Raw genomic sequence first — 13,385 nt, forward strand, 5'->3', positions numbered from 1 at the left:
GCTAAAAATTTCGTTATTTACCGTCAAGAATGTTAAAACATATGTCTATATATGTTTATGAGTAGATAAGGTATGACTGAGATTATCAATACTATTGTCAGAGCTCTGCTGAAATTACTAGATCAGGGTATCGCAGCTTTGCCAGGTGTAATGTCGGCTTTGATCGTTTTGTTTTTGACTAAATATGCAGTGCAGGTAGTCCTAAAACTTGCCGACGAAACGGGTAGACGCACGATTAAAAGTACTTCTTTACAGTTGTTACTCAGAAAAATTTGTCGTATTGGCGTGTGGACAATTGGTATTTTGCTTGCCTGCATCTTAGCTGTTCCTGGATTTAGCTTGGGAGATATTGTCGCTACTTTAGGTATAGGTTCAGTAGCTGTTGGTTTTGCCTTCCAAGATATATTTAAAAACTTTTTGGCAGGGATTATTTTATTGGTCGAAGAGCCATTTAGGATTGGAGATGAAGTAGAGATTAATGACTACCAAGGAAAAGTAGAAAACATTAGTATTCGCACTACTAAAATTCGCACCTATACTGGAGAAAAAATTTTACTGCCCAACTCTACCGTGTTTACTGATGCGGTAAAAGTAGTTACAGCCTATCCTTTTCGGAGAACGGATTTGGCTGTGGGGGTGGACTACAATTCTTCTTTGCCAGAGGCTGCTAGAATCTTAGAACAAACTATCAAAAGTGTTTCTGGAGTAATAGAAGACCCTGCACCTGAGATTGATATAGTCAATTTTAATGACAGTTCTATTGATTTTATGGTGCATTACTGGACAGGTTCTTCCAAAAAGCAGCTACGCAACGTGCAAACTATAGCAATGATCGCCATTAAAAAAGCTTTGGATGATGCTGACATCAATATTCCTTACCCTATTCGCACCGTCTATCATTACGACCAGGAAAAATATAATGATTATTTTCCCGATCGCCATGTTCAACAAAATAATTAGATTGAGAAAAGTTAACTTTGTCCTAGTCGAGGAATAGTAACATCTACCAGATTTATTTCTTGTTCTAGGCTACTTAAAGGTGGTTTCATTGCCTGACGATTACCTACTACTAAAGTAACTATCTGATTTGGTTGAAGATATTTTTGAGCCACCTTTAAAATATCTTCTTCATTTGTATTTTGCACCTTGTCCTGATATTCAAAGATAAAATCTTCTGGATAATCAAAGTATTCGTAACGAATCAGACGAGAAAGGGTCTGACTAGGATTCTCAAAGTTAAACACAAAAGAGTTAAGAATTGATTCTTTGGCATTTGCTAATTCTTTTTCTGTAACTAAACTATTACGTAGCTTTTTGATCTCACTGACAATAGCTTTAATAAAAGGAACAGTATTATTGGTTTGAGTTTGTCCTCCTGCAATAAATAAACCGTCATAGTCATAGCTAGGACTCCAAGATCCGTATACGCTGTATGCCAAACCCTGACGCGATCGCACTTCGTTAAATAAGCGTCCTCCAAAACCGTTTAAAACGCCATTTAAAACGCTTAATGCTGGATAATCTGGGCTGTTAAACTGCCCTCCAATATGACCCATTAAAACATTGCTCTGAGTTGCCTTGGGGCGATCTACCACAAAAATACCCCGATCTTCTTCTTGGGTTGCTGCGGGTGCTTCTAAAGCTGGTAGAGAAGTATCAACCTGCCAATCACCAAAAGCAGACTGCACTCTTTCGATCATCCGAGCGGAATCAAAGTCCCCGACTATACCTAAAATTATGCTCTGGGGACGAACATAGTTTTGATAAAAGTTAACTACATCTGGGCGAGAAATATTTGCCAAAATAGCATATTCTTCAGTTCGAGCATAGGGGCTAGTTGCACCATAAATTAGCTTGTCAAATTCACGACTGGCGATACTTTGAGGATCGTCATTGCGGCGGGCAATTCCTCCTTCTTCCTGTTTTTTGGCGATCGCAAATTGCTCGGCAGCAAAAGCTGGTTGACGCAATACTTCGGCAAATAGAGAGAAAACTGTGTCTAAATCTTCAGTGAGGGTATTAAAGCTGGCACTACCTGAAGTATCGCCAATACTAGTTTCGACGCTAGCTGCTTTTTGTTCTAAGATTAGATTTAACTCGGCTGCGAGATGATTTTCTGTACCGCCACTACGCATTACAGTCCCTGTTAGGCTTGCCAAACCGACTTTATTGGCAGGTTCAAAGCGAGATCCAGTGCGAATTAAAGCCGTACCATTAATTAGGGGTAAATCTCGATCTTCCATAAGATAAACCACCATGCCATTATCTAATTCATAACGTTCATAATCGGGAATCTGAATTTCTGGCGGGGTTGAAAATTTTAATTCTGTATAGTGTTTAGGAGTATCGGCGATCGCTGGAAGCCGAATCGCAAATGATAAAAAAATTGTCACTAACCCTAAACTTAACCAAGAAATTAGTCTTCTGCTCATACATAATTTAATTTAAAAAGCCTTTCTATTGTATCGAGCTAGGATTGAGTGCGGGAAAAGCTTGCCAAGTCAAACAGCTTTTCCAATTAGTAAATTTCTTAAAAGACTCCCTATATCTAAAAAAATTGAGCATAAACTATTTTTGTTTATGCTCAGTATATTAAGGAAGTAATTTAGATGGATTTACATTAATTCAAAATCACCATCATCATTTTTCTCCATGTCCATGTCCGTAGAATCACCAATAGTATTGAGATTAATTGCAACTTCGCCGTCAATAGATATTAAGCCATTTTTAGAATCGAAAGATATTTCATCAGCATCACTTGTACCTTTGATAACTAGGCTATCTTCATCTAAAGTAAAGTCTCCAACTCTATTAATAAAGGTGCCATCAAAGTTTTGAGCATCAAATTCAAATAGATCATCTCCAGCATTACCAAAGATCAGATCATTGCCAAGACCACCATTAATAGTATCTTGACCGTCACCACCTAAAATGGTGTCATCACCGAAACTGCCATAGAGATAATCGTCGCCACCTTCACCAAAGATAACGTCGTTGCCTTCACCACCATCAACTAAATCATTTTCTCCACCAGTAAAAATAACATCACTTCCACCTTGACCAAGAACAATATCGTTCCCCTCACCCGCCTCAACAAAATCTCCACCAAGTCCGCCATCAATTAAGTCGTTTCCAGCAGCACCACGTAAAAAATCAGGTGCGCTAAGTCCTTTAATTAAATCGCCTTTATTTGAACCTACTAATGCATCAAATCCCTTTGTTCCAATTAACTCTAAACCATCAGCTACAAAATCAGCGACGGCTGAGTCTATAGAACTAATAACTGAGGACATAATCTAAAACACTCCCTATTGAATAAACCTTCTCATTTATAAGTTCTTTCTTTCAAAATGACAACAGCAAATTGTAAGTTTGAGAACAATAAGCTATTTTTATTCCAAAAGACCCATAAGTAAAAAGTAATTTTAAACACATTATTTTGCATATAAAGTAACAGGTAATACTTTTATTGGCAAATTTAAAGGACTATAAATAAAAGCTCGCTATTACTTTTTGTCTAGGGTGCTGATATTTAGATAACATAAATATTAAGTATGTTTAATTACGCTATTAAGCATATTTAACTAGACTAAAAATACAAAAGATTATTGCTCAAAATCCTGAATAGTAACAAAGTAGTGCAGGCGTGGTTGCGGTCATCAATTAGTGCGATCGCACCTTTACCTAATAGTATAAAACCGATATCTAGCAGCAATTAACATATATATTCCGTAGGCAATAAATCCACTGCCAATTAATCCTAACCATAACCAGCCTAAAGGTTGTGCTGCTAAAAGCCGAAAAGCGTGTTGCAGCCCTCCTGCCAAGTCGGAATTAGATGCAACCGAAGCGAGAATCAAACAACCACCAGTAACTATAAAAGCAATACCTCTGGCTGCTATGCCAATTTTTCCCATCAGCCTGGCACAGTATTCTAATCGATGATCCATATTAGCTGAGGTGAATTTACTAATATACGAACCAGTATAAGCACCCTGACAATAGGCAATTCCCACGCCAGTTACGGCAATTCCTGCCATCAAAACTATAGCTTCTCCTATAATTGGCTGCTCAAATAACTTTTCTACCGAGTGCTTAATTTTATCGTCATATTTTCCCAATCTAAAGACTACGTTCAACGCTGAATAAGCTATCCCAGCATAACTCAGGCTACTTATGATATAGCCCGTTCTTTGTAATATGCCTTTATAACTAAAATTTGCAGCGTGTCCAGGATAAATTATTGCCTGAAGTAATCGACGTATTACGTAGCCAAGCAAGGCAACTGACAAGAGGCACAAAAGTACGCTGCCTAAAGGCTGTCTGGATAGGTGTTCTAAAGCATTGTAGGTTCCTGCTGCCTTTTTTTCTGGTAAGATTGCAGCTTCAATCGCTAGGATGCCAATCAAAAAGTAAACAACTCCTTTGGCAGCAAATCCTAATAAAATGTACTGTCTTAAGAAAGGATTAGAGACTATTTCTGAATTTGATCTTTTTGATGTTGAGGCAGAATGATACTGAGATAATTTTGCTTCTACTTGAGATAATATACTTTCTCGCTCTTCTTTATTCACTGCCTCAGACTGCTCCATTTAACCAAAATTTTTCTTTAATCTTTTCTTAATTAAAGCAGCGATCGCGTTACTAAAGCAGAAACTTTGTTAATTTAACTAAATTTATCGGCGACAGTTACCACAATTACCACATCTAAACCCTTGCGCTTCTCGCTCAAATCCAAAAGCCTGTAACAAATAGCGCCAAAGACATTGCTTAGTTTTTAGATATTGCTGCATCTGACTTTGGTGATGTTTTTGATTGGCAGCCAAGCTTTCGATGGCTAAATTAGATGAGCGTTTACAGTAATGAAATGGGTCTTGCCAAATTATTAAACCCAAGCTGTGTAAAATGCCCAGAGCAATTTCTCCTTGGGGAAACTGTTCTTTAATTTTGGCAACCTCCCCTTTACTGGGTAGGTGTTTAATTAGCTGCTGTGAGGCGCGATACTGTTGTTCTAATTTACGGTTGAAAAACTGACTTCGCTGCTTATCTTCAGGATTTAATAAGCTAGTAGGTTCACTGATTAGGGTCAAAGCCTCGGCTGGTTGACCGTTTCTACCACCTCTGCCGACTTCTTGGATATATTCAGCTAATAATTCAGGTGCATGATGATGAACCACAAAAGCTACGTCGGGTTTATCGATCCCCATGCCAAAAGCCGAGGTGCAAATTACAAACTGAATTTTGCCTGAGATCCAGTCTTGTTCAATTTTTCTTCTTTCTGTCGTAATTAACCCTGCATGGTATGCAGCAACAGAATAACTCAAAGATTGAAACCATGTTGCCAAAGCTTGGCTATCTTGACGAGAGCGAACATATACTAAACCCGATCGCTTTTGTTTAGCTTGAATAAACTGCAACATCTTTTGCTTTCTGCCTTTGGGTGTCCAAACCGTTTTAATGTTCAAACTGAGATTAGATCGGTAAGGACTAACTAAAAAAGTCTCAGGCTGCTTTAACTCCAAAGCTTTAATAATCTCTTGCTGTGCTTGAGGATCGGCTGTAGCGGTAAAAGCTGCGATCGCAATTTTTGTGCCAGTCGGTTTAGATTTTAATAGGCTACGGCGCACCGCCCCCAAACGACGATAAGCAGGGCGAAAAGTAGTTCCCCACTGGGTCAAGCAATGTACCTCATCTAAGATTATCCCCGTAATTTTAACTTTTGGTTGGGAGATAATTTTCCAAACTGGAATACTCAATAAAGTTTCAGGAGATAAATACAAAAGGCTTAGTTTTTGCTGTTCGATTGCTTGTAAAGTTCTTTGCTTTTCACTTCTAGACAACTCACTGTGTAACAATGCCCCAGATAGTCCCAGATGTTTTAACTGGTTAACCTGATTTTCCATTAAGGCAACTAAAGGAGAAACTACTAGGGTTAAACCTGTTTGCAACAGCGCAGGTAACTGAAAGCAAACTGATTTGCCTCCACCAGTGGGCAAAATAACTAGAGCATCTCGACCAGCCAAAAGAGTATGTATAATCTCTCCTTGAGGCGATCTAAAGTCATCATATCCCCAAACTTGTTTAAACTTCTCTTTAATAGCCTCGTGATTAATATCTCTGTTTATTTTCTCTTCCTCTTTCATCCCTTATCCCTCATTCCTTCTCTGCCGATTGCCGAATTTTAAGCCATAAATCTCGATATTGTTGTTCTGTTTTTGCCGACAAAGGTAATAAAAACTCGCTCTTTGGCGAATTTAAGACTTGAGAATTTGACAGCAGATTATCTCTCAAATCTGAAGGTAGTTCTTCTGGTTTGATTGTCGACAAAATTGGTGAAATTCCATCAGTAAATAAAGATATTTGTTCTGCTGCTTTTGGTTGCCAACAAAAGTCAATCCATTCGGCAATGGTTTTAAAAGAATTGTTATTATTTATTAGTTTTGATACTTGAGGTTTTATCCAAATATCTGTCCATAAAGAAGCTCCAGAGGCGGGAATCACTAACTTGATATCGGGATAACGTTTAAGCAAAGGAAGTATATCCGTAGACCAAGCAACAGCTACCCAGGTATCACCTAATATTAATGGTTCTAAATAATGATCTGAACTGTATAATTTTGTTTGTTTGTGTAATGCTAATAACTCTGTTTCTAGTTCGGGTATAGAGTCTATATTTTCGGTATTGTAAGAATGCCCTAGTTTTTTCAAAGTCAAACCAATAGTTTCTCTGGGAGAGTCCAAGAGAGAAAGGCGATCGCCTAATTCTGGTTGCCACAGATCGCTCCAATTTTTAATTGTTACACCCATTTTGTCTAGCTTTTTACTTTGATAGGCAATTACCGTGCTTCCCCAACGATAAGGTGCGCCCCAAATTTGACCATCAGCAGCTAAGTTTCCCTGGTCATTGCGTTGAACTATTTTTTGCCAAATAGCGGGTAATTTTTGCCAGCTAGCTAAGTCCTTGGTTGTTAAAGGTTGAATCAGATTTTGCTTGATTGCTGAAGATAGCCAGAAATCTCCCAGAGTAGTCAAACTAGGATAGATTACAGGTTTGCTGAGAATTTGATCGAATAGCTTTCTTTTGTCTGCATCTGACTCTTTGCCCTGATGCAAATTTAAAAGTGAATCAAAAATTTGTTCTAGTTGAGCTTGAGGTTGAAAATTTATTTTTGCCTGGTTATTAATTGCCTGATGAAAGTCTTTAATTAACTGTGGCGGAATAGAATTTTCGAGAAAAAATATTTTGAAATCTGCTTTGGAATTGCTACATCCTGATATTGCCTGAGTTAAAGCTATAAAAGTAGTAGCGTGGATAAAAGAACGTCGAGATAGCTGATAATTCATCAAGATTCAAAACTAAAAATAAAAGAGTACAAATACTTAGCTGAAACCAACTGTTTTTCCTAAACCATAAATATATTAATCAACGGTTTTTAGGTAATTTTGGCGTTTTTGAGTAGTTTCAATATTTTTACCAACACAATTGAGCAATTATTAAATGAATCAGGAATAGTGGTATTTTTTTCAAACAATTCTTTTAGCATATAAAACATAATCTTAATAAATGCCAGAAATTATATGGATACATTGCAAGTACAAATCAGCGAACTACGAGCAAAAATAGATACATTACACCAGTTGATTGAGCAAATTGGCACCCAGGTTCAAGAATTAAGTTCTCAGCAGCCAAAGCGCACAGAGCATGATTCTTATTCTTTACCAAACTTTGCTTCAGGCGCAGCTGGTTTTGCGAATCGGCAAGGCAAATTAGACTATCAGCTTACTCATAAAGATGTTTTGGTAGACGATAATAGCAGTACTAGTAGTGCTAATTCTAACAGCGAAAATTTAGCCCCTGATACTCAAATTCGTCGTCTAACAGCGCAGCTTACCGCAGCTTACAACCGTATTGCAGCTTTAGAAGAACAGTTATTGACCTACAGAATTCATTCTTGAGTAGCGATAACGAGCAAATAAGGTTTCAATAATGGTAAGCAACTGAGTAGAAGTCCAGTTTTGTGAGAGGTGAGCAGCGATCGCGCAACCACCAGCCCCAACACCTTCTTTGACATATCCTTGTTCATAAGCACGAAAACTAGGGTAACCAGAAGTGGCAAAATTTAACCCAGTAGCTAATAGGGGGACTCCACCGATAGTTTTAGCCAACTCGACTGTATTGCCTGTGGGATCTTCTGCTACCCAGCGAGTTGTACCCACTACAATTTGAGACAGTCGAGTTGATATGTTATTTTGTTTAGCGATCGCTTTAATTAGAGCATATACCGCTAACATTTGTGTTCCACCTGCCAGCATCACTCCCACTCGACGACTAGCCGAAAGTGCCATTCCTGCTGCCACAATCTGCATGGGATCGCCCACTGCTGCTACGACTGTAAAAGGATCGTTAAACTGATTTAATAAACCTGCTCTATCCAAGCCAGTTTGCACTACAGACCATTTTTGAGCATGATTACAGTGAGGATGACTACTATTAACCATTCCCTTTGCCTCTATTCCTAAAGCCGTTAATAGAGCCAGTGCCGTGGTTGTGCCACCGACAACACATTCACCAATAATCAAATAATCAGTTGTATTAGCTAGTTTTTCGCCCCACTCCTGACCCTTTTTAAATAGGTGATCGACCTTTTCAAGAGGTAAAGCTTGACCAGAAGCAACGCAAGCAGCAGGAACTCCGTGAAGATCAATCGTATTTACCGTCGGCTGATGGGGCAAACCAGCATTAAAAATATAGGTTGGTATGTTTAATGCTTCTACTACTGCACGAGAAATAAAGGTCGGAGACGCTCCTGCCGTTAGTATAGGTAAAGGATGTTGATAATTCTTTTGTACTCCTTTAGCCAAAAATTCAGCATCAGCGATCGCTGTATACTCCCGCTCTTGTGGCGTTGCACCCGCAGCGGAAATACCAGGAATTAGTCCCGTGGCGGTAAAGCCTAAAATACAGGCGAAACAAGGCTTTTTGTGCTGATATTGTCTTAACCAATTAATTCCTGAGCGTAGCTGAGAATAAACATGAATCATTTTTGCGAAGCTTCAAGCTCTAAGCCGTAAGCTTTCTAATTAATAATCTAGTAACACTCTAACCCATTCAGGAGGGCGAGAAATAGGATTATCAAGACGATCTAGCAGCATTAAGGCTACCAAATGAACGGCAAACAAATAAACCAGATTGTTAACTATAATTAAGCCAAAAGCTAACGCTTGAATCAAAACAAAATTAGGCTCAGCCAAAATCCCTAGTTTTAAAAATAGCCAGTCCGCTATTTGTGTAATTTGGGTAATTACATATATCCAAAGATTTTCTCCTACAAGTATTGAAGTCAGCCAAAAGCGAAAAAATATCCCCAATGAGCCAATAGCTGCACCAAAAACAATCGAGACTAACCAACTTACCTGACGCTGCCAACAAGCTCCTAATAGCACACCCATCAAACCATAAGGCATTAAAAAAATAATGCTACGAGTAGGGCCCATCAAGACTAAGAGTAATAACCCTGAAACAACTGCTGCCATCCAAGAAGCGCGATTACCCCGTCTTAAATAAATCAAAGCAATAGGAATAGGAAAGAAAACTTTTAAAACAGGTCCAACAGGAAAATAAAAATTAATTAACCACACTAAACTAGCTGCGCTAGCTAAGAAGGCAGTTTCTACCATGACGATAGTGTTGGTCGGAGTTTTTACCTGCTTAGTTTTTGACTGGGAAGATTTTAATCTCTCAGATTGAGGTAGCGCAGAATCCTCTTGATCGACCCAGTTAATCTCATCATCAGCTTGTTTGGCAGCATCAAATGATGAGTTTTTATGGTCTTCTGTAGACATAAGGTTATCTAGTTGATTTAACCAACAAAAATTATAGATAAATAAATATTAGGAGATCTGAGTATCTTAGCAGATAGTGTCTTCTAGAGCAGGCAAATCGGGAATACGCATCGAGTCAGCATCTCTTTGAATCAAGCCTTTTTTTTCTAGCTTAGTCAAGACTCTAGTGACGGTTTCCCTAGCTAATCCGCTTAGACTGCTAATTTCTCGATGAGGTAAGTTAGGTATTTCTGTGCCTTTTTCCCCTTCTGTACCCTGTCCTTCAACCAAAAACAAAATTGCGTCGGCAACTCTAGAAATGCTGTTTGCCTCTCTTAGTTGAAGTCTGCGGTTAACTTGGCGTAGACGCTTTGCCATTAACTGAACTAAGCGAACTCCAGCCATAGGCTCGTTGTTGATTAAACTGACAAAATCTTCTGCTGGTATTCTACCAATCAGAGTCTTGGTCAAGGTAATAGCATCAGTCGAGCGCGGCATTTTATCCATGGCAGCCATTTCTCCAAAAATTTCGCCTCTGCCAATGATATTAAGGGTCACTTCTTTGCCGTCAAGATTGTAGGTACGAATTTTCACCCATCCCTCCAAAATAAAATAGACTGAGCCACCCCAATCATTTTCGAGTAAGAGTACCTGATTAGCTGGATGAGATATGGTCACAAAATGACCAGCAATTTTTTGTATGCTGTCTTCTGGCAAATCAGACATAAAAGGAACTAAAGCCATTAGTTCTTCAAGATTGATATTAGATTCTAGATAACGGGATTGGTCTTCCATAAAGAAATCTATTATTTACTATAAGTTCGTTATAAATATCTCCTTTGTATCATCAAAAAAAGGAAAATAATTAAATATGCACTAGATACCTAAACAAACTTGAGTCAATGAAATCTTTCAAACTTTTGAAAATGTAAACTATTAATATTAAAAATCATGATAAAAAGCTATGTTTTGGCTACTAAAGCCACTTTATATTATCAATATACGCCTATTTTGAAACTACACAATATTGACATATTTTTTTAGGGCTTTTGAAATTTGTTTATTTAATTAATCCAATTTGCTAGTTCTTTAGCACAAATAATTGGGCTAAAAACTAAAAAAACATGAAACCTTTAAAATTATCAATGATTTTTTAAAGATTTGGTGAAGAACCCCTTAATTCCTGGCAATATATACTGCTAAACACATAAGATTGCATAAAGATAATAATTAAAAGCTATTAATTCTTAGACTTAACCCAATTTTATAAATTATTTTTTTCATGACTTCACCTACTAATTTTCAGCTTAGAAACATAAAAGTTCTGCCGTTACCTATAGAACGTAGAGTTCATCCCTCCGTAACAAGCAAATCTAAACGAATACTAGACATATTTGGAGCAATTATAGGGCTAACTTTTACAGCTATTATTGCCATGCCAATAATGATTGCCATGCAGTTTACCGACCCTGGCGCGCTTCTTTATAGCCAAATTCGCTGTGGTTTTGAAGGCAAACCTTTTAGAATTTGGAAATTTCGCTCGATGATTGCCGATGCAGATCTTAAAAAGCATCTGGTAGAAAATCAGGCAAAAGGACACATTTTCAAAAACGATAATGATCCCCGTATTACTGCAATCGGTCATTTTCTACGTCGTACTAGCTTAGATGAGTTTCCTCAATTTTGGAACGTGCTTAAGGGTGAAATGAGCCTAGTCGGGACTCGTCCTCCCACTACTGAAGAAGTTGCTATGTACCAGGCGCACCATCTTCAACGTTTAAAAGTCAAGCCTGGTATCACAGGGGAATGGCAAGCTAAAGGTCGTTCCCAAATTCAAGATTTTGAAGATGTGGTTCGTATGGATCTTGACTATCAAAAAAGATGGTCTTTTATGTACGATATTAACTTAATTATCAAAACCATTGCGGTGGTTGTGGCTCGTAAAGGAGCGTGTTAAAAATTGAATATAGAAAACACTATGATTAATCTTAGCTTCCACGCTCAATTATTTTGTAGCTTATGAATCTTCCCACTTGGATTACTCTATCTCGTCTTCTAGGACTTCCTTTTATTCTTTACCTACTCAATGACCCCACACCAGACAACCGTTGGCTCTGTGTGGGGATTTTTGTAGTTGCGGCAGGGACAGATTGGGTAGATGGCTATTTAGCTCGCAAACTAGATTTGGTAACGGAATTAGGCAAGTTTCTCGATCCTTTGGTAGATAAGCTTTTGGTCTTAGGCTCACTACTAGCTTTAATTGAGCTACAGCTTGTTCCTGCCTGGGGAGTATTTTTAATTTTAGCTAGAGAATTAGCGATCGCAGGTTGGCGCGTCAATCCCAACTTAACAGGCAACAGCAGCATTTCAGGCGCAAATATCTGGGGCAAACTTAAAACCGTAGTTCAAATTATGGCGATCGCTTTTTTAATTGCTCCCCTATCTCCTCAATGGGATACCCTAAGCATAGTCTTGTTTTGGTTAGCAGTAGCAGTTAGCTTAATCTCTGGCTGGATTTATATTTTGCCTAATATCTCTTCATCTAAAGAAAAATCAATCTCTGAGTGATCTCTGCCTGAATTTAAATAATCATTTTGGAAAGAATCTTTTAAACCTGATACCAAGTCATACTTAGGTTGCCAATTTAAATCAGTTTTTGCTTGATGTATATCCGCAAAAAAGTGTTGCTGACGAATGGGAAAAGCCTTACGTTTACCAAAGTCAAATTGAGCCAGGTCATAATGTATTAGCTTAATATCTTCTGGTGATTTCCCCGCAGCTTCTGCACAGGCGTAGGCTAAACCGTCAAAAGTAACATAGCGATCGCCTGAAACATTATAGATTTTGCCAATAGCAGTTTCGTTACCTAAAATACTAGCCATTGCCATAGCTAAATCTTGAACATGACCAAACTGGGTAATAAACATTCCATTACCTGGAATTGGTATAGGGCGATCGCCTACAATGCGATCAAAGAACCAGGCTTCTAAATCATTGTAGTTTTGAGGCCCATAAATATAAACTGGACGAATAGAAGTCCAGGGAATACCCGACTCGGCTAAATAAGCTTCGGTGTGATGTTTACCCTTATGGCGACTTTTGGGATCTACAGGATCTCCTTCTAGATGGGGCATTTGAGAGGATTTAAGATATACGCCAGCCGAACTTACATATACAAAATGTTCTACCTTGCCGTTAAAAATTTCTACTAAAGGTTGAGTATCGCTTAATTCTCTGCCATTGTTATCAAAAATGGCATCAAAACTTTCACCTGACAGCTTTTCTTTAAGTTGCTCTGCATTTTTGCGATCGCCTTGAATCTGAGTTACTCCTTCTGGTGCAGGATGATTACCTCGATTGAACAATACAACTTCATGTCCTTGCTCAACCAAAACTTTAGTCAGGTAAACCCCAATAAAGCGAGTTCCCCCCATCATTAAAATTCGCATTATCTACCTCTTAAACAACTTAATAATTTGTGTCGTATTTTTTACTAACTTTCAACTTATCAGCTATTTGTGTTCACTTATGAGGATTTCAATAAAAGACTTTTGAGACTGGGG

The 13,385-nt window shown here is 38.2% G+C and carries 13 protein-coding genes; 4 read left to right on the forward strand and 9 right to left on the reverse strand.

Features of this window, described 5'->3' with window-relative positions; genetic code table 11:
* Window positions 1–72: 72 nt before the first annotated feature.
* Window positions 73–960, forward strand: coding sequence for a mechanosensitive ion channel family protein (locus tag SLP02_RS18445; protein ID WP_319422190.1), 888 nt, complete (start codon window positions 73–75; stop codon window positions 958–960).
* A gap of 11 nt (window positions 961–971) precedes the next feature.
* On the opposite strand, the gene SLP02_RS18450 is transcribed toward SLP02_RS18445, so the two are convergent.
* The 5 genes from SLP02_RS18450 to SLP02_RS18470 all read right to left on the reverse strand — a co-directional run bounded on the left by SLP02_RS18450 (window position 972) and on the right by SLP02_RS18470 (window position 7,344).
* Window positions 972–2,432, reverse strand: a complete 1,461-nt coding sequence (locus tag SLP02_RS18450) for a M16 family metallopeptidase (RefSeq protein WP_319422191.1) — start codon at window positions 2,430–2,432, stop codon at window positions 972–974.
* A 183-nt stretch (window positions 2,433–2,615) separates the two neighbouring features.
* Window positions 2,616–3,293 (reverse strand): calcium-binding protein, encoded by a 678-nt coding sequence (locus SLP02_RS18455; protein ID WP_319422192.1) that lies wholly within the window; start codon window positions 3,291–3,293, stop codon window positions 2,616–2,618.
* 387 nt (window positions 3,294–3,680) lie between these two features.
* Complete coding sequence (locus SLP02_RS18460; protein WP_319422193.1) at window positions 3,681–4,592, reverse strand: DUF1206 domain-containing protein; 912 nt, start codon at window positions 4,590–4,592, stop codon at window positions 3,681–3,683.
* A gap of 84 nt (window positions 4,593–4,676) precedes the next feature.
* A complete protein-coding gene (locus tag SLP02_RS18465) occupies window positions 4,677–6,143 on the reverse strand; it encodes a RecQ family ATP-dependent DNA helicase (RefSeq protein ID WP_319422194.1) in 1,467 nt (488 codons plus the stop codon).
* A 10-nt stretch (window positions 6,144–6,153) separates the two neighbouring features.
* Entirely contained in the window at window positions 6,154–7,344 is a 1,191-nt protein-coding gene (locus tag SLP02_RS18470) for an extracellular solute-binding protein (protein WP_319422195.1), read from the reverse strand.
* A gap of 234 nt (window positions 7,345–7,578) precedes the next feature.
* On the opposite strand from SLP02_RS18470, the gene SLP02_RS18475 reads away from it, so the two are divergent.
* A complete protein-coding gene (locus SLP02_RS18475) occupies window positions 7,579–7,956 on the forward strand; it encodes a hypothetical protein (protein WP_319422196.1) in 378 nt (125 codons plus the stop codon).
* Here the strand turns inward: SLP02_RS18475 and cobT are convergent.
* The 3 genes from cobT to SLP02_RS18490 all read right to left on the reverse strand — a co-directional run bounded on the left by cobT (window position 7,930) and on the right by SLP02_RS18490 (window position 10,617).
* Window positions 7,930–9,042, reverse strand: a complete 1,113-nt coding sequence (cobT, locus tag SLP02_RS18480; protein ID WP_319422197.1) for a nicotinate mononucleotide-dependent phosphoribosyltransferase CobT — start codon at window positions 9,040–9,042, stop codon at window positions 7,930–7,932. The genes SLP02_RS18475 and cobT overlap by 27 nt on opposite strands.
* 39 nt (window positions 9,043–9,081) lie before the next feature.
* Window positions 9,082–9,843: a DUF2232 domain-containing protein gene (locus SLP02_RS18485; protein WP_319422198.1), complete on the reverse strand. Its 762-nt coding sequence runs from the start codon at window positions 9,841–9,843 to the stop codon at window positions 9,082–9,084.
* A 66-nt stretch (window positions 9,844–9,909) separates the two neighbouring features.
* On the reverse strand, window positions 9,910–10,617 hold the full coding sequence (locus SLP02_RS18490) for a Crp/Fnr family transcriptional regulator (protein WP_319422199.1): 708 nt from the start codon (window positions 10,615–10,617) through the stop codon (window positions 9,910–9,912).
* 487 nt (window positions 10,618–11,104) lie between these two features.
* Here SLP02_RS18490 and SLP02_RS18495 point away from each other — a divergent pair, with 487 nt between their 5' ends.
* Both SLP02_RS18495 and pgsA read left to right on the forward strand, forming a co-directional pair.
* Complete coding sequence (locus tag SLP02_RS18495; RefSeq protein WP_319422200.1) at window positions 11,105–11,779, forward strand: sugar transferase; 675 nt, start codon at window positions 11,105–11,107, stop codon at window positions 11,777–11,779.
* Between the two features lie 62 nt (window positions 11,780–11,841).
* Window positions 11,842–12,390 carry a CDP-diacylglycerol--glycerol-3-phosphate 3-phosphatidyltransferase gene (gene pgsA / locus SLP02_RS18500; RefSeq protein ID WP_319422201.1) on the forward strand — a complete coding sequence of 183 codons (549 nt, stop codon included), beginning with the start codon at window positions 11,842–11,844 and terminating at the stop codon, window positions 12,388–12,390.
* On the opposite strand, the gene SLP02_RS18505 is transcribed toward pgsA, so the two are convergent.
* Window positions 12,339–13,271 carry an NAD-dependent epimerase/dehydratase family protein gene (locus SLP02_RS18505; protein ID WP_319422202.1) on the reverse strand — a complete coding sequence of 311 codons (933 nt, stop codon included), beginning with the start codon at window positions 13,269–13,271 and terminating at the stop codon, window positions 12,339–12,341. The two genes, pgsA and SLP02_RS18505, sit on opposite strands and share 52 nt — an antisense overlap.
* Window positions 13,272–13,385 lie beyond the last annotated feature (114 nt).

This window comes from Pleurocapsa sp. FMAR1, assembly GCF_963665995.1.
Taxonomy (GTDB): domain Bacteria; phylum Cyanobacteriota; class Cyanobacteriia; order Cyanobacteriales; family Xenococcaceae; genus Waterburya.

Coding starts and splice junctions, on each gene's coding strand:
- SLP02_RS18445 (WP_319422190.1), top strand. CDS start 73: ATGACTGAGATTATCAATACTATTGTCAGAGCTCTGCTGAAATTACTA.
- SLP02_RS18450 (WP_319422191.1), bottom strand. CDS start 2,432: ATGAGCAGAAGACTAATTTCTTGGTTAAGTTTAGGGTTAGTGACAATT.
- SLP02_RS18455 (WP_319422192.1), bottom strand. CDS start 3,293: ATGTCCTCAGTTATTAGTTCTATAGACTCAGCCGTCGCTGATTTTGTA.
- SLP02_RS18460 (WP_319422193.1), bottom strand. CDS start 4,592: ATGGAGCAGTCTGAGGCAGTGAATAAAGAAGAGCGAGAAAGTATATTA.
- SLP02_RS18465 (WP_319422194.1), bottom strand. CDS start 6,143: ATGAAAGAGGAAGAGAAAATAAACAGAGATATTAATCACGAGGCTATT.
- SLP02_RS18470 (WP_319422195.1), bottom strand. CDS start 7,344: ATGAATTATCAGCTATCTCGACGTTCTTTTATCCACGCTACTACTTTT.
- SLP02_RS18475 (WP_319422196.1), top strand. CDS start 7,579: ATGGATACATTGCAAGTACAAATCAGCGAACTACGAGCAAAAATAGAT.
- cobT (WP_319422197.1), bottom strand. CDS start 9,042: ATGATTCATGTTTATTCTCAGCTACGCTCAGGAATTAATTGGTTAAGA.
- SLP02_RS18485 (WP_319422198.1), bottom strand. CDS start 9,843: ATGTCTACAGAAGACCATAAAAACTCATCATTTGATGCTGCCAAACAA.
- SLP02_RS18490 (WP_319422199.1), bottom strand. CDS start 10,617: ATGGAAGACCAATCCCGTTATCTAGAATCTAATATCAATCTTGAAGAA.
- SLP02_RS18495 (WP_319422200.1), top strand. CDS start 11,105: ATGACTTCACCTACTAATTTTCAGCTTAGAAACATAAAAGTTCTGCCG.
- pgsA (WP_319422201.1), top strand. CDS start 11,842: ATGAATCTTCCCACTTGGATTACTCTATCTCGTCTTCTAGGACTTCCT.
- SLP02_RS18505 (WP_319422202.1), bottom strand. CDS start 13,271: ATGCGAATTTTAATGATGGGGGGAACTCGCTTTATTGGGGTTTACCTG.